The 22,510-nt window shown below is 67.3% G+C and carries 17 protein-coding genes; 6 read left to right on the top strand and 11 right to left on the bottom strand.

Translation table 11 applies throughout. The features are described 5' to 3' along the window. Positions 1–34: 34 nt before the first annotated feature. The 4 genes from ACODSU_RS04640 to ACODSU_RS04625 all read right to left on the bottom strand — a co-directional run bounded on the left by ACODSU_RS04640 (position 35) and on the right by ACODSU_RS04625 (position 7,184). On the bottom strand, positions 35–3,853 hold the full coding sequence (locus ACODSU_RS04640; protein ID WP_488840461.1) for a sensor domain-containing protein: 3,819 nt from the start codon (positions 3,851–3,853) through the stop codon (positions 35–37). Between the two features lie 169 nt (positions 3,854–4,022). Continuing rightward, complete coding sequence (locus ACODSU_RS04635; protein WP_209819615.1) at positions 4,023–4,949, bottom strand: DMT family transporter; 927 nt, start codon at positions 4,947–4,949, stop codon at positions 4,023–4,025. Then, entirely contained in the window at positions 4,946–5,497 is a 552-nt protein-coding gene (locus tag ACODSU_RS04630; RefSeq protein WP_488840459.1) for a methylated-DNA--[protein]-cysteine S-methyltransferase, read from the bottom strand. Before ACODSU_RS04630 ends, ACODSU_RS04635 begins: the two co-directional genes overlap by 4 nt. Before the next feature lie 58 nt (positions 5,498–5,555). Further along, positions 5,556–7,184, bottom strand: a complete 1,629-nt coding sequence (locus ACODSU_RS04625) for a DNA-3-methyladenine glycosylase 2 family protein (RefSeq protein WP_488840458.1) — start codon at positions 7,182–7,184, stop codon at positions 5,556–5,558. A 163-nt stretch (positions 7,185–7,347) separates the two neighbouring features. On the opposite strand from ACODSU_RS04625, the gene ACODSU_RS04620 reads away from it, so the two are divergent. From ACODSU_RS04620 to ACODSU_RS04610, 3 genes are read left to right on the top strand one after another with little or no spacing between them, the layout of a single operon-like run. Next, the gene (locus ACODSU_RS04620; protein ID WP_488840456.1) at positions 7,348–8,736 is read left to right on the top strand and encodes a phosphomannomutase/phosphoglucomutase; all 1,389 of its coding nucleotides are present in this window, start codon (positions 7,348–7,350) and stop codon (positions 8,734–8,736) included. Positions 8,737–8,756: 20 nt separating this feature from the next. Then, positions 8,757–9,536, top strand: a complete 780-nt coding sequence (locus tag ACODSU_RS04615) for a carbon-nitrogen hydrolase family protein (protein WP_488840454.1) — start codon at positions 8,757–8,759, stop codon at positions 9,534–9,536. Continuing rightward, the gene (locus tag ACODSU_RS04610) at positions 9,533–10,903 is read left to right on the top strand and encodes a 3-deoxy-D-manno-octulosonic acid transferase (RefSeq protein WP_488840452.1); all 1,371 of its coding nucleotides are present in this window, start codon (positions 9,533–9,535) and stop codon (positions 10,901–10,903) included. Before ACODSU_RS04615 ends, ACODSU_RS04610 begins: the two co-directional genes overlap by 4 nt. 55 nt (positions 10,904–10,958) lie before the next feature. Here ACODSU_RS04610 and ACODSU_RS04605 read toward each other — a convergent pair whose 3' ends face one another. Next, positions 10,959–11,690 carry a DAPG hydrolase family protein gene (locus tag ACODSU_RS04605; RefSeq protein WP_488840450.1) on the bottom strand — a complete coding sequence of 244 codons (732 nt, stop codon included), beginning with the start codon at positions 11,688–11,690 and terminating at the stop codon, positions 10,959–10,961. 79 nt (positions 11,691–11,769) lie between these two features. Between ACODSU_RS04605 and ACODSU_RS04600 the strand changes: the two genes are divergently transcribed. Continuing rightward, on the top strand, positions 11,770–12,441 hold the full coding sequence (locus tag ACODSU_RS04600; protein WP_488840448.1) for a TetR/AcrR family transcriptional regulator: 672 nt from the start codon (positions 11,770–11,772) through the stop codon (positions 12,439–12,441). Here the strand turns inward: ACODSU_RS04600 and ACODSU_RS04595 are convergent. The 6 genes from ACODSU_RS04595 to ACODSU_RS04570 form a co-directional block, all read right to left on the bottom strand. After that, positions 12,419–13,753, bottom strand: a complete 1,335-nt coding sequence (locus ACODSU_RS04595) for a TolC family outer membrane protein (RefSeq protein WP_488840446.1) — start codon at positions 13,751–13,753, stop codon at positions 12,419–12,421. The genes ACODSU_RS04600 and ACODSU_RS04595 overlap by 23 nt on opposite strands. 102 nt (positions 13,754–13,855) lie before the next feature. Further along, positions 13,856–14,197 (bottom strand): rhodanese-like domain-containing protein, encoded by a 342-nt coding sequence (locus ACODSU_RS04590; RefSeq protein WP_015014056.1) that lies wholly within the window; start codon positions 14,195–14,197, stop codon positions 13,856–13,858. 33 nt (positions 14,198–14,230) lie between these two features. Continuing rightward, positions 14,231–14,944 (bottom strand): protein-L-isoaspartate O-methyltransferase family protein, encoded by a 714-nt coding sequence (locus ACODSU_RS04585; protein ID WP_422846711.1) that lies wholly within the window; start codon positions 14,942–14,944, stop codon positions 14,231–14,233. Positions 14,945–14,985: 41 nt separating this feature from the next. Further along, the gene (locus tag ACODSU_RS04580) at positions 14,986–18,168 is read right to left on the bottom strand and encodes an efflux RND transporter permease subunit (RefSeq protein WP_488840444.1); all 3,183 of its coding nucleotides are present in this window, start codon (positions 18,166–18,168) and stop codon (positions 14,986–14,988) included. Between the two features lie 15 nt (positions 18,169–18,183). Beyond that, a complete protein-coding gene (locus ACODSU_RS04575) occupies positions 18,184–19,377 on the bottom strand; it encodes an efflux RND transporter periplasmic adaptor subunit (RefSeq protein ID WP_488840442.1) in 1,194 nt (397 codons plus the stop codon). A 2-nt stretch (positions 19,378–19,379) separates the two neighbouring features. After that, the gene (locus ACODSU_RS04570; RefSeq protein WP_476016719.1) at positions 19,380–20,138 is read right to left on the bottom strand and encodes a TetR/AcrR family transcriptional regulator; all 759 of its coding nucleotides are present in this window, start codon (positions 20,136–20,138) and stop codon (positions 19,380–19,382) included. Between the two features lie 232 nt (positions 20,139–20,370). On the opposite strand from ACODSU_RS04570, the gene ACODSU_RS04565 reads away from it, so the two are divergent. Together ACODSU_RS04565 and ACODSU_RS04560 are read left to right on the top strand one after the other, a co-directional pair. Further along, entirely contained in the window at positions 20,371–21,183 is an 813-nt protein-coding gene (locus ACODSU_RS04565; RefSeq protein WP_488840440.1) for a GntR family transcriptional regulator, read from the top strand. A 46-nt stretch (positions 21,184–21,229) separates the two neighbouring features. Further along, entirely contained in the window at positions 21,230–22,432 is a 1,203-nt protein-coding gene (locus ACODSU_RS04560; RefSeq protein ID WP_488840438.1) for an ABC transporter substrate-binding protein, read from the top strand. The last annotated feature ends 78 nt before the right edge of the window (positions 22,433–22,510 follow it).

The raw sequence follows: 22,510 nt of genomic DNA, 5'->3' as shown, positions 1-22,510 counted from the left end.
ATGGCACTAGCGCTTGGCAGTGATTTCAGTGTTTTCAAATCGGCCGGTTGCGCTGCCACCCTGCAGGGGGCTGCCAGTGGGGTGTCCAGCCGATGAAGTCCTCCAGCGGCATGGGCCGGGCGATGCAGTAGCCCTGTGCCTGCAAACAGCCCAGCTGCAGCAGCATCTGCCCCTGTTCGACGGTTTCCACCCCCTCGGCAATCACCCGGTAGCCGAACGAGCGGGCCAGGCCGATCACGCCCTGCACGATTGCCAGGTCGCCGGGGTCGCCCATCATGCCGTGCACAAAGCTCTGATCGATCTTGAGCGTGTCCATGGGCAGGCGGCGCAGGTAGGTCAGCGACGAGTAGCCGGTGCCAAAGTCGTCCAGCGCCACCGTCACGCCCATGGCGCGCAGGGCGTTCAGGGTGTCGGCCACGGCGCTCAGGTCGTACAGGGCGGCGCTTTCGGTGATCTCGATCTCGACCAGGTGCGCTGGCACCCGGGGGTGCCGCGCCAGGCAGTCGGCCACCCAGTCGGCAAAGCCCGGTTGCTGCAGGTGCTGGGCGGCAATGTTGATGCTCAGCGGCATGGGCATGCCCTGGTCCTGCAACTGCTCCAGCACCGTGAGCGCCGCCTCGGCCACCCATTCGCCAAAGCCGATCTCCAGGTCGGTGCCCTCCAGCAGCGGCAAGAATTCGCCGGGAGGCACCAGGCCCCGCTCGGGGTGTAGCCAGCGCGAGAGCACTTCGGCGCCCACCACGGTGCCGCTGCGCATGTCCACCTTGGGTTGCAGGTACAGGGTGAACTGGGCTTGCGCCAGCGCCTCGCGCAGGTAGTGCCCCTGGGCGCGCAGCAGTTGCACGGCGCGCTCCTGGGCGGCGTCGAACTGGTGAAAACGGTTGCGCCCGGCCTGCTTGGCGGCATACATGGCCTGGTCGGCATGGCGCAGCAGGGTGTCGGCGTCGGCGTCGTCCTGCGGGAAGATGGTGTAGCCAATGCTGGCCGTGACGACCACGCGCTCGGTGTCCAGCGTGTAGGGGGCCGAGACACTTTCCATCACGCGGCCCAGAATGCGCTCGCAGTCGGCCACCGACTCCAGCCCGGGCATCAGGATCACGAACTCGTCGCCCCCGAGCCGGGCCACCGTGTCAACCGGTTGCAGTGCGCGTGTGAGCCGGCCGCCCACCACCACCAGCAGGCGGTCGCCCGCGCCGTGGCCCAGGCGGTCGTTCACGGGCTTGAAACCGTCCAGGTCCAGGTAGGCCACGCCCAGCTGCTTGCCGGTGTCACGGGCCTGGGCCATGCATTCCTGCAGCTTGCGCGCCAGCAGCACGCGGTTGGGCAGGCCGGTGAGGGCATCGTACAGCGCCAGGCGCTGCAGCATGACCTCTTGCTCGCGCTGTGGGGTCACGTCGATGGCCACACCCAGCATGCGGGCTGGCCGGCCTTGCTCGTCAAAGCCGACGATCTTGCCCAGGTTGCGCACCCAGCGCACCGGTTCGCTCGGCTGGTTCAGCCGCCAGGTGGCGTCGAACGGTGTGCCCAGGTGGGCGGTGTGGCGCGCCAATTCCGCAGTGATGCGGTCGATGTCGTCTGGGGCGATGGCCGTGGTCCATTGCACGGCCGCCGTGGTGTCGCCGGTCGCCGCCAGCCCGCGCATGGCGCGCCAGCGGCGGTCGCCTGTGACCAGGCCGGTCTGCAGGTCCCAGTCCCACAGGCCCAGCGATGCGGCGGAGATGGTGAGCGACAGCAGGGCCTCGCGTTCACGCACCTGTACCTCGTTGCGCTTGCGGTCGGTGATGTCGTGCACCGAGAACAGCCAGCAGGGCTCGCCGTCAAACTCGGTGGCGCGCATCGACTGCAGCACGGTACGCCGGGGGCCATTGCGCACGTTCAGCGTCACTTCGTAGTCGCTGAGGTGGCCGGTCTGGCTGACTTGCTCCATCAGGCGTTGGCGGTCTTCGGCCGTGAAGATGCCCAGCTCCACGGCGGTGCGGCCAATCGCTTCCTCGCGGGGAATGCCCAGCATGTCGACCCAGGCGGGGTTGATGTCCACATAGCGGCCGTCGCTGCGGTGCGACAGGCCCATGGGGTAGGGCATGAGGTGGAAGATGCGGGAGAAGCGCTCCTCGGACTGGCGCAGGCGCTGGTCGGCGCGCTTGGCCTCGTCGATGTCTTGCATCACGCCGCGCACCTTGACCACGCGGCCGTTCTCGATCACCGGTTCGCCGCTTGCGCGCACCCACAGCAGATGGCCGTCGGCGTGATAGACCTCCATCTCCATGCTCCACTCGGTGCGCGAACGGATGCTCTGGCGGAATTTTTCGCGCAGCGCCTCGCGGTACTGCGGGGCCACATGGCGGTCGATGTAGTCGCTGGGCGGCGGCTGGTTGGGGGACAGGCCGTGGATGTCAAAACACACGTCCGACCAGTACACCAGTCCGCGCCCGCGCTCGTCCTCCCACGCGCCCAGCCGGGCCAGGCGGCCGGCTTGCTGCAACTGGTGGTACAGCGCCCGAAGTTCGTCGCTGGTGCGTTGGGCTTCGGTCATGTCGTGGAAAACGAAAACAAAGCAGTTTTCGCCATTCACAAGCACAGAGCGTGCCGACATCAGGCCCGGCACCTGCACCCCTTTGCTTTGCGCGACCAGGGGCAACCGGTCCACCTTGCCCTCGCGCTGGTAGGTCTCCAGCAGCCGCTTGCGCTCGTGCTCGTTGGCCCAGATCTGCAGCTCTGACGAGGTGCGGCCCAGAACCTCCTCGCGCCTGAAGCCCAGGAGCTCGCAGAACGCCGGGTTCACGTCGATGTAGCGCCCGTCGGCGATGCGGGTGATGCCTGCCGGGTCGGGCAGCGTCTGGTAGAAGGTGGTGTATTTGGCCTCGGCAGATTGCAGCGCCTCCTCGGCTTCGCGGTGGGCGGTGATGTCCACGTCCATGCCGATCAGGCTGGCCGGGCGGCCCTGGGCGTCGCGCTTGGCAACGGTGCCGCGCGACATCAGCCAGCGCCATTGGCCCTTGGTGTCCATCACGCGGAACTCGGCCTCGTAGCTTTCCTCCAGCCCGTCCATGGCGCGCGCCAGCTTGGCGGCATTGCGTTCGGCGTCCAGCGGGTGTCGCCGGGCGTACCAGCGTTGCCAGAGGTCGGGCGACTGCATGTCGGCACTGGTGATGCCATAGGCCTCGTAAAACCGGCCGTCACACGAAAACTGGCGCTCCACCACATCCCACTGCCAGCGGCCGCCCCCCAGGGCGTCCAGCGCCAGGCGCAGCTGGTGCTCTTGCTGGCCCAGCGTCTGCTGGATCTCGCTGCGCGCCAGCTCGGCGCGGGAGCGGGCGGCGATCACTAGCCAGCCAATCCCCAGCATCAACACCCCGGCGCCGTGGTGCCAGTGCAGGTTGCTGGTGCCTTCGGGGGCCGCGCCGGTGGCCGTGGTGACCAGCGACGCCACCAGCGGCAGCGTGAGGGTCAGGCCCGCCAGCGGTGCCCAGTCGGGCCAGGCGCAGCGCCTGCCCAGGCTGCGCCAACCCCAGCCAGTGGCCAGTGCGCCCCCCAGAACTGACGTGGCGGGCCAGGCGGCCGAGGTGTCGGTCCAGAGCGCCGCCTGCAAGGCCAGCAGGGCGGTGATGGCCGCCGCCGGCACGCCAAAGAACAGCGCCATGAACGCCGTGGCGGTGGGGTAGGCCACGATGTGCAGCTCTGGCGCGTTCCAGCGCAGGGCCTCAAAGGCGGCGATGGAGACCAGCCCACCCGCCACTCCGAGCAGGATCAGCGTGCGCCGGGAGGGGTGCAGCGACTCTTGTGGTGACAGCCAGACCGGCACCAACAGCAGCAGCATGAGGGCCGTGCCTGCGAGCAGCGTGTTGTTACCCATGGCGTTTTCCTTGGGCGGCCTGGTGCCGCGAACACGCCTTGAAGAGAGCTGGAGGGGCGCTAACGACGGGCGGGCGACCCTGCGGGAGGAGCGGGGGCATGTCGCGACCCGTGTCGCATGGGGCTTTCCTCAGAAAGCATGCACCCGATAAAAAAACCATGTGTCAAGTTTAGGCCTGTTCTGAGGCGGCCCGGGCGGGACGCAGCGTCCTGATAAGTCCGGTTGACAACAAGGTGCCACACACGATCACCAGCGCGCAGCCCACCATCCATGGCGTGATGCTCTCGCCCAGGAACAGCGTGCCATACAGCACGGCAAACACGGGGGTGATGAACGTGACGGCCAGCGCCCGGCTGGGGCCCGCGTGCTCGATCAGGCGAAAGTACAGGATGTAGGCAATGCCGGTGCACAGCACGGCAATGGCCAGAATGGCCGCCCAGGCGCGTACGCCGGGCATCTGGGCCGGCCACAGCCACAGCGTGGGCAGCGCCAGACCGAGCGCCGCGCCCAGCTGGCTGCCGGCGGCCGTGGCCAGCGGCGGCAGGCCTGTGAGGTGGCGCCGCGCAAAACTGGCCGACACGCCGTAAAACGCCGATGCCAGCAGGCAGGCCGCAATGGCCCAGTGGGCATGGTCGGTCTTGAATCCGGTGCCAGAGGGGGCGCGCCAGGCCAGCAGGGCCACACCCACAAAACCCAGCGCCAGCCCCACCCAGCGCAGGCGGTTGATGCGGTCGCCCAGCCACACCCAGGCGATCAGCGCGCCAAACAGCGGCACGGTGGCGTTGAGGATCGAGGTCAGGCCCGTGGCAATGTGCAGCACCGCCCACGAGAACAGCGAGAACGGAATCGCCGAATTGATGACGCCCGCAAACAGGATGGGCCGCCAGTGCGCGCGCAGCGCAGGCCAGTGGCCCTGGCGCAGCATGATGGGCCACAGGAACACCGTGGCCAGCGCCACCCGCAGGCCGGCAGTGGGCAGGGGGCCAAAGTCGGACGCGCCCAGGCGCATGAACAGGAACGACGCGCCCCACAGTGCGGCCAGCAGGATGAATTCACCGATCCAGGTGGAGACGGGCCGGGTGGCGGGGCTGTTCATGCAGTGGCTTTCATGGGAGGGGTGGCGGCGGCAAAAAGGGGTGCATTCTCCAGCGTCAGCAAAGCCCTCTTGCGATCGAGGCCGCCCGCGTAGCCGGTCAGGCTGCCATCGGCGCCCAGCACGCGGTGGCAGGGCACCACCACGCTCAGCGGGTTGCGGCCTACCGCCGCGCCCACGGCCCGCACGGCGCTGGGGTTGCGCAGTTGGCGGCCCAGCGCGCCGTAGCTGGTGGTCTGGCCCCGGCCAATCTGCAGCAGCGCGCGCCACACGGATTGCTGGAATGCCGTGCCGCCGGACAGATCCAGCGGCAGGTCGAAGTGCTGGCGCTCTCCGGCCAGGTACTGCTGCAGCTGGTGCGCGGCCTTTTGCAACACGGGGTGATGGCCTGGCCCCAACGCCCAGGCGCTAGGGCCGTGCAGTTGGGCGGTGGGCTCGTGGCGCTGGCCTTCAAACCAGACGCCCGACAAGCCGGTGGGGGAGGCGGCCAGCCGCACGGGCCCCAGCGGGGTGTCGGCCCGTGCCTGCACGGTGAGGGGGTGAAACTGCATATGGAGCGGTCGCTAGAGGGTGATGGGGGACGTTTTGGGGCGAAATCGGCACCATGCGCTAGTGCCTATTGCCTGAGGCGCTATGGTTTTGATAGTTCTGGGCGTCTGCAGGTGCAGGCGTGCCGGCACCGCTGCTGCCAGCGGCCCAGGCGCGCAACACGGCATAGCTGCGCCAGGGGCGCCAGGCTTGCGAGGCTTCTTGCGCCGCGCGTGCCGGGTTTTTGTGCTGCTGTACCCCCAGCGCTTTGTGCAGCGCCACGTCACCGGCCGGAAAGGCGTCGGGCCAGCGCAGCACCCGCATGGCGATGTACTGCGCCGTCCAGTCGCCAATGCCGGGCAGGGCGCACAGGGCGACGGTGGTGCTGGGCACGTCGGCGCCCGCATGCAGGGCGAGGGCGCCGCTGTCCACCGCGCGGGCCAGCGCCACGATGGCCGCCTGCCGCTGGCGCACGATGCCCAGTTGGCCCAGCGTGTCGCCGTCGGCGCGGGCCAGGGTGGCTGCGGTGGGAAACAGCCGGTGCAGCTCGGGCCAGGGCGTGGCGATGGGCTCGCCCAGCCGCTCCACCAGCCGCTGGCCTAGTGTGCGCGCGGCTGCCACGGTGATCTGCTGGCCCAGCACGGCGCGCACGGCCAGCTCAAAGCCGTCAAACGCGCCGGGCACGCGCAGGCCGTCGCCGTCCGGGAAATGCGTGTGCAGCACGGCGTTGATGGCCGCCGGGTCGGCATCCAGGTCCAGCATGGCACGCACCCGGCGGATGACCAGCGGCAGCACTGGGTACAGGCTGTCGCTGGTTTGCAGAAGCACCTGGTTGCGCGCCACGTCAAAGCGGGCGCTGAACCAGCCCGTGGTTTCCGGGGCGAGGCCTGCGCTGCCCGATGCCGGATGCTGCAGGCGCACTGTGCGGCGCAAGGTGGCCTCCTGGGGCAGCACCCATTCCACCCCGTGGAACTGGCGCCGCTCAAAAAACGCCAGCAGCGCTCCCACATCGAACGGTGGCCGCCACGCCAGGCGAAGCGTGCTGCTGGCTCCAGGCCCGTCTGTGCGGACTGGCGCGGCTCCACGGCGGCGCAGTTGGGTGGGGTTGAGGCCATAGTGGCCCACAAAGGCTGCATTGAACCGCCGCACGCTGGCAAACCCACTGGCCAGTGCCACCTGCGTCACGGGCATCGCGGTGTCGGTGAGCAGCTGCTTGGCCGTGAGCAGCCGCCGCGTCTGCAGGTATTGCAGTGGCGATACGCCCAAGGCGGCTTCAAAAATGCGGCGCAGGTGCCGGTCGCTCACGCCCAAGCGCTCGGCCAGGCGGGCCACGGTGGCGCTGCCCTCGCCGGGTACAGCCGGTGTGGGCCAGAGGTCGGGGGCATCCAGCAGGCGCACGGCCTGCTGCACCAGGATGCCGCTGGCGTCTTGCACCGACCACGCCATAGCCTGCGGGGCCAGCTCCGGCCGGCAGCGCAGGCAGGGGCGAAACCCGGCGCTCTCGGCCTGCGCCGCCAGCGCAAAAAACCGGCAGTTCTCGCGCCGGGGCGTGCGCACGGCGCAGACAGGGCGGCAGTAGATGCCGGTGGACGTCACCCCGGTGAAAAAATGCCCGTCAAACCGCGCGTCGCGCGCCTGCAGTGCCAGGTAGCGGCCTTCGTCGGCGGCCGTGTCGGCGATGGAGCTAGAGGGCAGGGCGGTGGAGGTCATGGGCCAGATCATAGGAGTCTGGCGCCCGGCCACTGGCCGTTTTCGGACCTGTGCCTTGGGAGGGTGTGGGGCTGGCGCCTGCGGCATCGACTGACAAATACCGGCGAGGCCGCCGCCTACAATGCAGCGGACTTTTCAACCCCTCTGCGAAAGGCCCCCCTGCGTGCAACCGACCCCCGCCATCTTCAAAGCCTATGACATCCGCGGCATCGTGCCGTCCACCCTGAACGAAGACGTGGCCCTGGGCCTGGGCCGGGCCTTTGGCACGGCAGCCCGTGCAGAAGGGCAGACCACCGTGGCGGTGGGGCGGGATGGGCGCCTGTCCGGCCCCGCGATGTCGGCGGCGCTGATCCGGGGGCTGGTGGAGGCGGGCATCGAGGTGATCGACGTGGGCCTGGTCACCACGCCGTTGCTCTACTTTGCGGCCAGCACGCTGTGCAGCAGTGGCATCCAGGTCACGGGCAGCCACAACCCCAAGGACTACAACGGCTTCAAGATGGTCCTGAACGGCCGCGCCATCTATGGCGACGAGATCCAGGCCCTGCGCCGCACCATGGAGCAAGAAAGCTGGCAGCTGGTGCCCGGCGGCTTGGTGAGGCATGTGGATGTGCTGCCCGCGTACCGCGAGCGCATTGTGGGCGATGTGAAGCTGGCCCGCCCCCTCAAGATCGTGGTGGACTGCGGCAACGGCATTGCGGGCGCCTCGGCGCCCGCCATCTTCCGGGCGCTGGGCTGCGAGGTAACCGAGCTGTACTCCGAGGTGGACGGCAACTTCCCCAACCACCACCCTGATCCGAGCAAGCCCGAAAACCTGCGCGACCTGATCGAGGCCCTGAAGACCAGCGACGCCGAACTGGGCCTGGCGTTTGACGGCGACGGCGACCGCCTGGGTATCGTGACCAAGGACGGCACCAACATCTTCCCCGACCGCCAGATGATGCTGTTTGCGCAAGACGTGCTCTCCCGCGTGCCGGGTGGCGAAATCATCTTCGACGTGAAGTGCACCCAGCGCCTGGCGCCTGCGATTGCGGCGGCCGGCGGCGTGCCGGTGATGTTCAAGACCGGCCACTCGCTGATCAAGGCGCGCATGAAGGAGACGAACTCTCCCCTGGGTGGCGAGATGAGCGGCCACATTTTCTTTAAGGAACGCTGGTACGGCTTTGACGACGGCACCTACGCGGGCTGCCGCCTGCTGGAGATCCTGAGCCGCAGCAGCGACCCGAGCGCCGTGCTGAACGCGCTGCCCACCAGTTTTTCGACCCCCGAGTTGAACGTGGCCTGTGCAGAAGGCGAGCCACACCGCCTGACGGCTGAGCTGCAGGCCCTGGCCGCAGAGACCTTTGCCGCCCCCGCCGCCATCAGCACCATCGATGGCCTGCGCGTGGACTGGCCCGATGGCTTTGGCCTGATCCGCGCCAGCAACACCACGCCCGTGCTGGTGCTGCGCTTTGAGGGCCACACCCCCGAAGCCCTGGCCCGCATCGAGGCTGCCATGCTGGCGCTGCTGCACCGGGTCAAGCCCGACGCCCATGTGGGCGCAGCCAGCCACTGACATTGCCTGCCGCACGCCCGATGCTCTCGCTCTCCACCCCCCTGTGTGTCGCAGCCGCCCAGACGCCGTCGGCGCCTTGCGATCTTCAGCGCAACCTGCAAACGCACCTGGCCTGCGTGCGGGCCGCTGCCCATCAGGGCGTGCAACTGCTGCAGTTCCCGGAGCTGTCGCTCATCGGCTACGAGCCTTCGCTCATGGCCGACCATGTGCTGACGGCCGACCACCCCGTGCTGGCAGCCTTGCGCCAGGCGGCCCAGAGCCATGGCATGGCGCTGGTGGTGGGGGCTCCGGCAGCGCCGGTGCAGGCAGGCGCACGGCCCGCCATTGGAGCCTGGCTGCTGGGGCCGGACGGCAGCGTGGCGCTGTACCGCAAGCGCCATCTGCACGACAGCGAAGAACAATTTGCCAGCGCGGGCTCGGACGACGCACAGGTGCAGCTGGTGGCGGGCGAGCCCACGGCACTGGCCGTGTGCGCCGACATCACCCACCCCGAGCATGCCCAGGCCGCCCGTGGCGCTGGCGCAGCGCTGTATGCGGCGGGCGTGCTGATTTCTGAGAAGGCCTACGCAGCGGAATCGGCCCTGCTGGAAGGCTACGCGCGCGACCACGACATGGCCGTACTCGCGGCCAACTACAGCGGCACCTCCGGCGGCTACGTCAGTGCGGGGCGCAGCACCTTCTGGGCGCCCGGTGGCCGCTGTGTGGTGGCTGCGCCGGATGACGCGCCCTGCATCGTCTGGGCCGCGCGCAGCGACAGCGGCTGGGCGGGTGGTGTGCTCAGCGTGTCTGTGCCCGCATGAACGTCGCGCGGGCCCTGTATTCGCTGCTGACCTGGAGCGCGCAGCCGCTGCTGCGCCGCAAGCTGCGGCGCCGTGCGGTGGCCGAGCCAGGGTACGCCCACGCGGTGGGCGAGCGCTTTGGCCGGTACCCGGCCCCCATCGACAGCCTGATGCCCCACAGCAGCACCGACCCGCTGGGCCGGTTTGTGTGGGTGCATGCGGTGTCGCTGGGCGAAACCCGGGCCGCCGCCATCTTGCTGGCCCAGTTGCGCGAGCAACTGCCGGGCATGCGCCTGCTGCTCACCCACGGCACCGCGACGGGGCGGGCCGAGGGCGAAAAGCTGCTGCTGCCCGGTGACGTGCAGGTGTGGCAGCCCTGGGACACGCCGGGTGCGGTGGGGCGCTTCCTGCGCAAGTTCCGCCCGGCCATCGGCATCCTGATGGAAACCGAGGTGTGGCCCAACCTGGTGGCGGGCTGCCGGCAGCGGCGCATTCCGCTGGTGCTGGCGAATGCGCGATTCAACGAAACATCGCTGCGCAAGGCGCAGCGCCTGTCGGCCCTGGCGCGACCCGCCTACGGAGGGCTCGCGGCCGTCTGGGCCCAGACCCAGGAGGACGCCACGCGGCTCGCAGCCATTGGCGCGCCGGTGCGTGGCGTGCTGGGCAACCTCAAGTTCGACGTGGTGCCCGACGCACAACTGCTGGAGCGGGGCCGCGAGTGGCGCACCCGCACCGGCCGCCCCGTGGTGTTGCTGGCCAGCAGCCGCGAGGGCGAAGAGGCCATGTGGCTGGAGCAGATCCAGAAAATACGGCAAAAATCGTCCCAAGCGCCAGTGGATCATGCCTCGGCAGCTATCAATAGTGAAGCGCCTGGCGATGATCTGCCCGCCGTGCAGTGGCTCATCGTGCCGCGCCACCCGCAGCGGTTTGACGAGGTGCACCAGCTGCTGCAGCGCGCAGGTTTGTCGGTGTCGCGCCGCAGCACCTGGGCGGCAGCGCCTGGGGCGGCTGACGTGTGGCTGGGGGACTCGATCGGTGAAATGGCGCTGTATTACGGCCTCGCCGATGTGGCCTTGCTGGGTGGGAGTTTCGCCCCGCTGGGCGGCCAGAACCTGATCGAGGCGGCCGCTTGCGGTTGCCCTGTGGTGCTGGGCCCGCACACCTTCAACTTTGCCGAGGCAGCGGAGCTGGCCTGTGCGGCGGGGGCGGCGCAGCGGGTGGGGGACATGGCAGAGGGCGTGGAAGCGGCTTGCGCGCTGGTAGGGGATGCGGAGCGCCGGGCGCAGGCGCGCACGCAGGCCCTGGATTTTGCCGCCACACACCGCGGTGGCGCTGCCGCAACGGCAGCCGCAGTGGTGGAGTTGCTGGTGCAGGGCGCTGGCCGGTAAATCAGCCTCCAGGGATTATTCAGTAAGCGCTGAAAGCTATCAAAAACATAGTCCATCAACACTCCATCTCGCTCTGGTACAGCGCGGGCAGGAAGTGCTCGAACATCCCGACCTCCTCGATGTTGTGGCGCAACCAGGCGTCGCCTTTGCCCGGCGGAAAGGCCAGCCGCTGCGCCAGCGGCTGCAGCCACTGGCCCGCACGGCCCCAGCGGGCGTCCGGGCCGACGATGAGGCAGTTCTCATATTGCGTGCCGCCGGGCACGGCGCGGAAGCTGTATTCCATGCGTGCAATGCCACGCAGGCCATGCACGATGGGGTTGTGGATGAAGCCTTCCTCGTCGAGCTTTTCGATCTCGCTCTCCACATCGACCAGGAACCGGGGATCGCCGCCCAGAAACTCCTTGATGCGCAACACGGCCCCCGGCCCCACGCTGCCGTCCGGCAGCCGACGCGCATAGCCCGCGTGCACGTGGTCGTAGGGGTGCCAGACCCGGTAGCGGGCAATGCACCGCCCGCAGACCTCCACATCGCCCTCCAGATGCGCAAACCACCAAGCCAGCATGGTGGGCGTGACCCCGCGCAGCACCTCGTGGCGGATCCAGCAACGCAGCCGCCCGTCGGGCAGCACGTCTATGCCCGAATCGGCAGAACCCAGCGCCTTGAGCGGCCAGGGCAGGCGCAGCGGCTCGGCGGGAATGCGCCTGTGCACAGGGTAAGACGGCACCACAGCAGGCAGGGCGGTGACAAGACTGCGGGGTAGGGGAAGTGCCTGGTAGCTGGAGATCATGGAATGGCTTTCAAATTGGTATAGCAAAAACTATACTTAATTCCAATGATTAAGTAAAGCGTGTGCAATACTTATGTGCATGAGCACCGAACTCCCCATTCCCCCGCGCCGGGGCCGCCCGCGCAATGAGGCGCTGCATGGTCACATCCTGTGGACGGCTGCCCAGCTCTTTGGGCGCCAGGGTGTGGCGCAGACCACCACGCGGGAAGTGGCCGCCGAGGCGGGCACCACCGAGCGCACGCTGTTCAAGCATTTCGCGTCCAAGGAGGGTCTGATGCAGGCAGTCATGGATGAGGTGGTGCTGGCCCACCTGGCCCCCCTGTCGCTTGCTGATCTGCGCACGACCATCGCACGCTGCGGCGACGACCTGCAGGCCTGGCACCGCGCGCTGCTGACCGAGCGCCTGCGTATGCTGTCAGAGGCACCGGACCTGGTGCGCTTGCTGGTTGTGGAGGTGCTGCGCAGCGAGGCGGCACGCAGCCGCTTTGCCGTCACGTGGCGGGATGCGGTGTGGGAGCCGCTGCATACGCTTTTCACGCAGTTGCAGGACGAAGGGCGCCTGCGCCGCGACGTGGAGGCTGCCGCGCTGGTGCGCCAGTTTCTGTCGCTCAACCTGGGGCTGCTGATCGCCCGTGTGGTGGTGGCCCCCACCATCGCCTGGGATGACAAGAGCGAAATCGCGGCTGTGGCCGCAGTTTTTGGCGCCGGTGCTGCACCGGCAGGAGGTTTCAGCGCACCAGCAGCGCGTTGATGGCCTCGATGTCTTCCTGCGTCAGCGTCCCCGCCGCCTGCCGCAGCTTGAGCGTGCCCAGCAGCACGTTGTAGCGGGCCTGGGCCAGGTCGCGCTTGGTCTGATAGAGCTGGCTTTGGGCGTTGAGCACGTCGATGTTGATGCGCACACCCACCTGGTAGCCCAGCTTGTTGGCGTCCAGCGCGCTCTGGCTGGAGGCTTCGGCTGCTTCCAGGGCCCGCACCTGGCCCTGGCCGGACTGCACGCCGTAGAACGCGGCGCGCGTGGCCTGGGCCACGTTGCGGCGGGCGGTCTCCAGGTCGGCTTCGGCCTTGGTTTCCAGCGCCAGGGTTTCCTTCACGCGGTTTTGCACGGCAAAGCCGGCAAACAGGGGCATGTTCAGCGCCACGCCCACGCTGGCGGCATTGCTGCGGGCCGTGACGCCGGGCGAGGTGATGGTGCCGTGCAGGTTGCGCGTGACGTTGTAGCCCGCCTGCAGGTCCACCGTGGGCAGGTGGCCGGTTTCGGCCTTTTTGGTTTCCAGTCGCGCAATATCCAGGGCAATGGCAGCCTGGCGCACGCCGGGCTGCTGGTCGCGGGCGGTATCCACCCAGGTGGTGAGGTTGTCAGGCACCACGCTGGGCAGTTGCACGGGCAGGGCCAGGGGCAGGGGTTTGGTGCCGGTGATGCCGACCAGTTGGTCCAGCGCCAGGCGTTTCACGCGCAGATCGTTTTCGGCAGCGATCTCCTGGGCAATCACCAGGTCGTAACGGGCCTGTGCTTCGCGCGAATCGGTCACCGTGGTGGTGCCGACTTCAAAATTGCGTTTGGCGGCAGCCAGTTGCTCGGACACGGCAGCCTTTTGGGCCTGCACAAAGGTGAGGGTGTCTTGCGCCGCCAGCACATCAAAGTAGGCCTGGCTCACCCGCACCAGCAGGTCTTGCGTGGCTGCGTCCAGCTGCGCCTGGGCCACGTCCACGCCGCGCTGGCCTTGCTCCAGCGTGATGCGGTTGGCGGGGCGGTACAGCGGCTGCGAGGCGTTGATGCCCACCGTCTGCGCCGTACCGGTGTTCTCGATCTTGGGTCTGCTCAGCTCCACGTCGGAGCGGGTAAGGCCCCCGGTCAGTGCTGCCGAAGGCAGCAGGCCGGCGCGGGCCTGGTCGGCCTTGCGGGCGGCGGCGTCCAGCTGCGCACGCGCCGACTGCCAGGCCGTGTCATAGGTACGGGCGGATTCCACCAGCTCCAGCAGGCTCTGCGCCTGGGCCGGCGCACACAGCGCTGCGCCCAGCGCCAGGGACAGGATGGACAGGGACAGGGGCCTAAACGGTGTCATCGGGGGGTCCTTCGGAAGAGTCTGCGAATCGAATCAGGGCGGGCAACGGCGGGCAGCATGGGGCCACAAGGTGAAAAGTGCGGTCCATACAACCCCATGGCATCAGTAGCGCGGCACCGCCGGGTCGCTTTCGTGCGACCAGGCGTCGATGCCACCGGTGATATTGGCCAGATGCTCGAACCCGTGGTGCTGCAAGAACGAGGCCACGCGCAGGCTGCGGGCGCCGTGGTGGCACAGGCAGGCGATGGGACGCGCGGGGTCCAGCTCAGCCAGGCGCGCGGGCAACTCGCCCATGGGGATGGCCACCAGCTCAAACCCGTCGGCGCGCACACTGGCGGTCTGCAGCTCCCAGGGCTCACGCACGTCCAGCACCAGGGGCCGGCTGCCTTCCGGCGCGGAGGCAAACCAGGCAGACAGCTGGGCGGGGCGGACGTGATCGATCATGCAAAACTCCGAAGACAACCGAAGGGCAGGGGGTCAGAACGTGAAGCCAGAGGGCTCGGGGAAGTTCACCAGGCGCGGCGCGATGGTGTCCCACGGCGACGTGGTCTCAAAGCGGTCGCCGGTGCGGCGGGTAACGGTGAAACGCATCACGGGCTCGCTGCCCACGATGGCGCCCAGTCGGCCACCGTCACGCAGCAGGGCCAGCAGGTGGCTGGGCACCTCAGCCACGGAGCCGCTGAGCACGATCACGTCGAACGGGCCGTCCGGGATCGCATCGCGGGCACCGTCGCCCTGGCGCACGTCGGCGTTTTGCACGCCGGCATCGCGCAGGTTCTCACGGGCCATTTCGGCCAGCTCGGGGTCGATTTCGAGCGACACCACGCGCTCTGCGCGCGCGGCCAGCAGGGCGGCCATGTAGCCCGAGCCGGCGCCGATTTCGAGCACGCGGTCGGTGGGCAAAACCCGCAGGTCTTGCAGAATGCGCGCCTCCACGCGGGGCTGCAGCATGCTGTGGCCCTTGCGGACGGCCTCTTCGGCGTCATTGCCCAGCAGCGGGACTTCAATGTCCATGAAGGCCATGCTGCGGTAGGCCGGGGGCACAAAGTCTTCGCGGCGCACCACGGCCAGCAGGTCCAGCACGTCGGCATCGAGCACGTTCCAGGGGCGGATCTGCTGCTCGATCATGTTGTAGCGGGCCTGGGCGACGGGGTCGCTGATGTTGGCGGACGTGTTCAGGGGCAGGTTCATGGGATTTCTCCGTGGGGCAGATGCAAGGCCGATCGGGACGATCAGGACAAACCTTCGATTTTAGGCGCTGCCGGGGCGCGTCCCATCTTGCGAAGGGCCCACTGGGCCAAGTCGTCCATGTAGCAATACACCACCGGCACCACCACCAGGGTCAACAGGGAAGAAGTAATCACGCCGCCAATCACCGCCTGGCCCATGGGCGCGCGCTGTTCCGAGCCTTCGGACAGCGCAAACGCCAGGGGCACCATGCCGAAGATCATGGCCAGCGTGGTCATGAGGATGGGGCGCAGCCGCACGCGCGCGGCCAGCAGCAGGGCATCGGCGCGGGGCAGTCCGGGCACGGTCTGGCCCTGGTCGTTCACATGCTCCTCGCGAGCGCGGATCGCAAAGTCCACCAACAAGATGGCGTTCTTGGTCACCAGGCCCATCAGCATCACCACGCCAATGATGGAAAACATCGACAGCGTGGAGCGGAACATCAGCAGCGCCAGCACCACACCGATCAGCGTGAGTGGCAGCGAGGTCATGAGCGCCAGCGGCTGCAGGAAGCTCTTGAACTGGCTGGCCAGGATCATGTAGATGAAGATGATGGCCATGGCCAGCGCCGAGATGGCGTAGCCAAACGATTCGGCCATGTTCTTCGTGGAGCCGCCAAACTGGTAGCGATAGCCCGGCGGGAAGGTCACGGTCTCCAGCGCCTTCTTGATGTCGTTCGACACTTCACCGGCCGAGCGCTGGGACACGTTGGCGTTTACCGCCACTTCGCGGGTCAGGTCGCGCCGGTTGATCTGGTTGGCGCCGGTGGATTCGGTGACGCTGGCGACCTGGTTCAGGCGCACGATGCGGGTCGTGCCGTCGGTGGCGGCCAGGGCAAAGGGCAGGCGTTCCAGGTCGGCCGGGGTGGTGCGGGCCTCGGGCGCCAGGCGCACGTTCACGTCATAGGTCTGGTCGTCGGGTGCGCGCCAGTTACCCACGGTGGTGCCTGCCACCAGCGTGCGCAGCGACGCCGCCATGGGCGCCACCGACAGCCCCAGGTCTGACGCCACTTCGCGCTTCACATCCAGCGCAATCACGGGCTTGTCGGGCTTGGCACTGGTGTCCAGGTCCACCAGACCCGGGATGCCGCGGATCTTCTCTGTAACGATTTTGGTCAGACGCTCCAGTTCGCGCAGGTCAGGCCCCTGCAGCGAGAACTCCACCTGCTTCTGTCCGCCCACTGCATCCAGCAGCCCCACGTGGGTCACGGTGATGCCGGGCACGGTCTTGAGGCGTTCGCGCAGCACGTCGGACATCTGGTCCACACTGCGGCTGCGGTCCTTGCGGTCCACCAGCCGCACATAAATGCTGGCGTACATCTTGCCCTGGGCGTTGCCGGTGTTGATGGTGGACAGCGTGTAGCGCACCTCGGGCATCTCACGCAGGATGGCTTCCACCTGTTTGGCCTTGGCTTCGGTGGCTTCGAGCGAAGAACCCACAGGGGTGTAGAAGTTCAGCGTGGTTTCCGAAAAGTCGGCCTTGGGCACGAACTCGGTGCCCAGCAGCGGCACCATGACCACGCTCAACACGAACACCGCCAGCGCGATCACCATGGTGGCCAGCTTGTGCACCAGCGACCAGCGCAGGATGTGCTGGTAGCCCTCGGCCAGCGCATCGGTGGCGCGATCAAACCAGCCGGTGACGCGGCCAATGGTCTTGTCGTAGAAGGTGACGGGCGCCGTCTTTTGGCCGTGCGCATGGATGCTGGGGTCGTGCCACACGCTCGACAGCATGGGGTCGAGCGTGAAGCTGACGAACATCGAGATCATCACCGCCGCAACGATGGTGATGCCGAACTCGTGGAAGAACTTGCCGATGATGCCGCCCATGAAGCCGATGGGCATGAACACCGCCACGATGGACAGTGTGGTGGCCAGCACCGCCAGGCCGATCTCCTGCGTGCCGTCCATGGCGGCCGCGTAAGCGCCTTTGCCCATCTGCACATGGCGCACGATGTTCTCGCGCACCACGATGGCGTCGTCGATCAGCAGGCCCACGCACAGGCTCAATGCCATCAGCGTGATCATGTTGATGGTGAAGCCGAACATGTTCATGAACAGGAACGTGCCGATCAGCGCAATCGGCAGCGTCAGCCCGGTGATCACAGTGGAGCGCCAGGAGTTCAGGAACAAAAACACGATGAGCACCGTGAGGATGGCCCCCTCGATCAGCGTCTGGCGCACGTTGTTCACTGCCACGCGGATGGGGCGGGCACTGTCGCCAATGGTTTCGAGCCGCACGCCGGGCGGCAGCTGGCTCTTCAGTTCCACCACGGCGGCATTCAGGCCATCGACCACCTCGATGGTGTTCTCGCCCTGCGACTTTTGCACCGACAGCAGCAGCGTGCGCTGACCGTTGTAGAGAGCCAGGCTTTCCACCTCTTGCGCGCCGTCGTTCACGCGGGCGACCTGGTCCAGGCGCACCGGCGCTCCGTTCTTGCGGGCGACGATGATCTTGCCGAAGTCCTCGGGCCGCTCCATGCGCGCGTCGATCTGCACCACGCGCTCCTGCGCCAGCGACCGGATCGCGCCCACGGGCAGGTCCTGGTTCTCGTTGCGCACGGCATTGGCCACCTGGTCGGGCGTCACGCCAAAGGCCTCCAGGGCCTGCGGATTCAGGTAGATATTGATTTCGCGCTTGGTGGCGCCCACCAGGTTCACCGCGCCGACGCCACGCACGTTCTCCAGGCGTTTTTTCAGGATCTGTTCGGCCCAGGTGGTCAACTCCACCGCGCTGCGGTCCGACTTTTCGTCAGGCAACACGGCCAGGGACCACACGGCGCGGCTGGCGGGGTCAAAGCGCAGCACGCGCGGCTCTTTGACCTCGGTGCGCAGCAGGGGGCGCACGGTGGCCACCTTTTCACGCACGTCTTCAGCGGCCTTGCGGCCGTCGATGTGCAGCTGGAATTCGATGATGACGACTGCCGTGCCCTCGTAGCTGCGGGAGGTGAGGGCGTTGATGCCGGCAATCGAGTTGACGCCTTCTTCGATCTTCTTGGTGACCTCGCTCTCGACGATTTCAGGCGATGCACCGGGGTAGTCCACGGTGACCACTACCACAGGGAAGTCGATATTGGGGAACTGATCGACCTTGAGGCGCTGGTACGAGAACAGGCCCAGCACGACGATGGCGAGCATCACCATCGTGGCGAACACGGGGTTTTTGAGGCTGACTTTGGTGAACCACATGGCGCGTCAGCCCGCTCAGGGTGTCGTGCGCGAGGCAGCGGGAGCGGGTGCAGGCGCGGAGGCCTGGGACGCGACAGCGGCCTGCGCTGCGGTCACGGGCGTGCCTTCGCGCAGCGAGCCCATGCGGCCCGCAATGACGGTGGTGCCCACGGGCACGCCATCCACCGCCACCAGGGTCTGTCCGTTGACCACGGCGCGGGCGCCGGTCTGCACCGGTGCATAGGCCACGCGGCCGTCCTTGATGGTCTGCAGGTAGGGGGCGGGCTTGTCGGTGCGCACGGCGTCCAGAGGCATGGTCAACACCTGGGCGCTGCCGGTGGTCAACAGGCCTTGCACAAACAGGCCCTGGCGCAGGCTGGCGGTTTGGGCCGGTTGGTCTACCCGCAGATAGACCGGCACCGTGCGGCTGCCCGTCTGGGCGCTTGGGTTGATGCGCACCACCGTGGCTTGCACCGGGGTTGCAGCGCCTTCCACCGTCAGTTGGGCCTTCTGGCCCACACGCACGGCCAGCGAATCGGCGGGGGTGAGCAGGGCTTCGAGTTCCAGGCGGGACAGGTCCACCACTTCAATGATGCGGGCGTCTACCGGCACCCGCTCGCCCGGCTGGGCAAGGCGCTGCGCGACCAGGCCGCTGATCGGGCTCTTGAGCACGGTGTCCTCCAGCGCCTTGCGCGCCACGTCAGCAGCCGACACAGCGGCCTGGTAGCTGGACTGGGCGGCCTCCAGGCTGGCCTGCGAAGTGACCAGCGCGGTGACGGAGATAAAGCCCTGGTCCACCAGCGCGCGGTTGTTGTTGTACTGCCGCTGGTTGATGTCCACCTGCGACTTGGCGGCATCGGCTTGCTGCTGGGCCTGGCGCAGTCGAGCGCGGGCTTCGGTGGGGTCGATTCGTGCCACTTCCTGGCCCGCCTTGACGGTATCGCCCTCGCGCAAGGTCAGGCCCTGCAGTTCGCCCGCCACACGGGCCTTCACCATGGCCGAGTCCACCGCCCGCAAAGAGCCCGACACCGGCACCCCCAAGGAGAGCTGGGACGACTGCACGGTGACCACCTCATCGGCAGCCAGTTGCAGCGGTGCCTCGGCGCGCTGGGTAGATGCCTCGGCCAAGGCCTTTTGCTGCGCCTGCCGCGCCGCCATGGCCCGCCACACGCCGCCGCCGAGCAGCACGACAACGATGGCCGCAGCCATCCAGGGAATCCAGCGTTTCATGGTCAGGAGGTGCGCGAGCGCTTGGAGGAGGGGGGGAGAGAAGAGGGGGAGGGCTGTGCGCCAGCCGACGGATCGTGACAGGCGCTTGTGCCGGCGGATGCCTCAGCGCGCACACACAGGCCGTGGAGGATGTTGTCCGCCTGGGTCTCGATGTACTGCTCGGGCGTCATCTCCATCGAGTCGGGCACGCAGGCGCCCAGCGAGTGTTTCCACAGCGTCAAAAAGATCATGGGCGCCAGCACCAGGTACACCGCGTAGTCCAGGTTCACCGGGCGGAACTCGCCCCGGGCAATGCCCCGCTCCAGGATGCGGCGGACCAGCGCCTGGCCGGGAAGGATGACCTCTTGCTGATAGAACTGGGCGATTTCGGGGAAGTTTTGTGCTTCGCTCAGCATCAGCTTGGTGATGCCGGATGCCTTGGTGGCGCCGATGCGCTCCCACCAGACCTGATAGCAATACCGCAGCACCTCGCTGGTGGTGCCCACGAAGCTTTCCAGCTCGTTGTTCCATTCGGCAAAGCGCCCGGCGATGTTCTCGCGCACCACCGCCTTGAAGAGTTCTTCCTTGCTGGGGAAGTACAGAAACAGCGTGCCTTTGGACACTCCGGCGCGCGCCGCCACCTCGTCCACCCGTGTGGCGGCAAACCCCTTCTCGACAAACAGGTCGAGTGCGGCCTCCAGCAGCTCTCCCGGGCGGGCTTCCTTGCGGCGCTCGCGTTTGGTGCTGGTCGTAGCAGTGGAGGTTGGGGGGGGAGTGGTCAAACCGGCTATTTTTAATGACTGACTGGTTAGTAATGTAGCCAATGCCTGTAGGAGCGTCAATGCGGCCGTGCCCTGTGCCGCCAAAAAAGGCGCGTGTTGGGTGTCGAAGCGCCGTTGGCTGGCACGGCGGTTGCGTGCACTCGGTGCTGTGCACCGGCAACGCAAATGTCCTCAGCATGGCAAATTTCACTCCTAAATGTCTTATTGACAGGACATTAGAACTATTCCTAATATGACTTCCATGCCGTCCATAAACCTGCCACTCCCCAAGTACCACCAGATCTATCTGGTGCTGCGCGAGCAGTTGCAGGAAGGCCGGTTTGCCGATGGCTTGCCGGGCGAGCTGGCGCTGATGCGGCAGTTCGCTGTGGCGCGTGTCACGGTGCGCCGCGCGCTGGAGCTGCTGGAGGGCGAGGGCATGATCTCCCGCGAGCCCGGCCGGGGCACCCGGCCGGTCCCCCCCGCTGCGACCCACGCAAACGACGCAGGTGGCGACGGCGAAAACAGCCGGGCGCACCTGACCGGCCTGCTGGAGAACCTGGTCAGCATGGGCCTACGCACCTCCGTCAAGGTGCTGGATGTGGATACCGTTACCGCGTCCCGCGCGGTGGCCGGGGCGCTGAACATCGCAGTCGGCGATGCCGTGCAAAAAGCGGTGCGCGTTCGTAGCACCAAAGAGGGGCCGCTGTCGCATATCACCACCTATGTCCCTGCCGACATAGCGCGCCAGTTTGGGCGGCGTGAGCTGGCACGCAAACCCATTCTGGTGCTGCTTGAAGAATCCGGCGTCAAGGTAGGCCGCGCGCACCAGACCATTTCGGCCAAGCTGGCCGATGCCGTGGTGGCCAGGCACCTGGATGTCTCGGTGGGATCGGCGCTGCTGGCCGTGCGCCGCCTCATTTACGACGACCAGGAGCGCCCGGTGCAATGGCTGCACGGGTTGTACCGGCCAGACCGCTACGAATATGAAATGCAGCTGTCCCGCGTGGGCAGCATCGATGCCAAGGTCTGGGTCAGCAAAGAGCTGTCGGCCCAGTTTCACTGAATTCCATCCCCCACCTCAACCCTACCTACCTGCCAGGAGAATGCCCATGAGTACTCGCCGCCATTTCATGACCCAGTCGGCTGCCGCCGCGTCGGCACTGGCCTTCCCACTGGTGGGCGGTGCCCAGGCCAAGTCCGTCAAGGTGGGGGTGCTGCACCCCGTGACCGGGGCACTGGCCTATTCGGGCCAGCAATGCCGTGAAGGCGCGATGTTGGCCATCGAGGACATCAACAAGGCGGGCGGCATCAAGGCCCTGGGCGGTGCCAAGCTCGAAGCGCTGCTGGGCGACGCGCAGTCGCAGCCCCAGGCCGGTGCCGCCGAGGTCGAGAAGATGAATGAAGCGGGCGTTTCAGCCGTGGTGGGGGCGTTTGCCTCGGCCATCTGCCTGGCCACCACGCAGGCCGCCGCCAAATACAACCTGCCGCACATCGTGGACGTGGGTGTGGCCGACCAGATCGTGGAACGGGGTCTGAAGAACACCTTCCGTTTTGGCCCGGGCTACAAGAAGTGCACTGAAACCGCCATGGCCAACCTGCATGTGCTGAACACCGCAGCCGGCAAGCCCGCCAAGACGGTGATGATCATCCACGAGGAATCGCTGTTTGGCTCGGGCACTGCCCAGCTGCTGTCGCGCGAACTGCCGGGCTACGGCTACGAAGTCAAGGAGGTCATCAAGCACGCCAATCCCACGCGCGATTTCAATAACATCGTGCTGCGCATGAAGGCGGTGAACCCGGACATCGTCATCCCCGCCAACTACTACAACGAATACGCGCTGCTGGTGCGCACCATGCAGCAGCAAAAGGTCACGCCCAAGGCCATCTATTCGGTGCTGGGCGGTGCGGCGTCGAGCTACAAGTTCGTCAAGGAGTTTCCGGACGCAGCCAACGGCATCATCGACTGCAACCACTGGTTCAACCCCAAGGACAAGCGCGCGCAGGACCTCAAGAAGCGCGTCGAGGCCAAGGGCCTGTTCTTCAGCTACGAGCTGTTCATGACTTACACCTCGATGTGGCTGCTGGCCGATGCGCTGGAGCGTGCCAAGTCGGCAGACCGCGCGGCGCTGATCGACGCACTGGAAAAGAGCACCTTTGCCGATCACATCATGCCGTACGGCCCCACCAAGTTCGTGGCCGGGCAGAACCAGGGCGCCCAGCCGCTCATGACCCAGGTGCTGAACAAGGACATCAAGGTCATCATCCCGCGCGACTACCGCGAAGCGGACCCGCTGTTCCCGCTGAAGGCCTGACACCCACCACTTTTCAGCCCTGATCGCAGGGGCTGCGGGGCGCCTCATACCGAGGCGCCAGGCCGCGCCTTTGCCTGA

The organism is Acidovorax sp. FG48 (assembly GCF_057809085.1).
The sequence above is the reverse complement of the archived record's forward strand: the minus strand, read 5'-3'. Positions and strand labels throughout refer to the sequence as shown.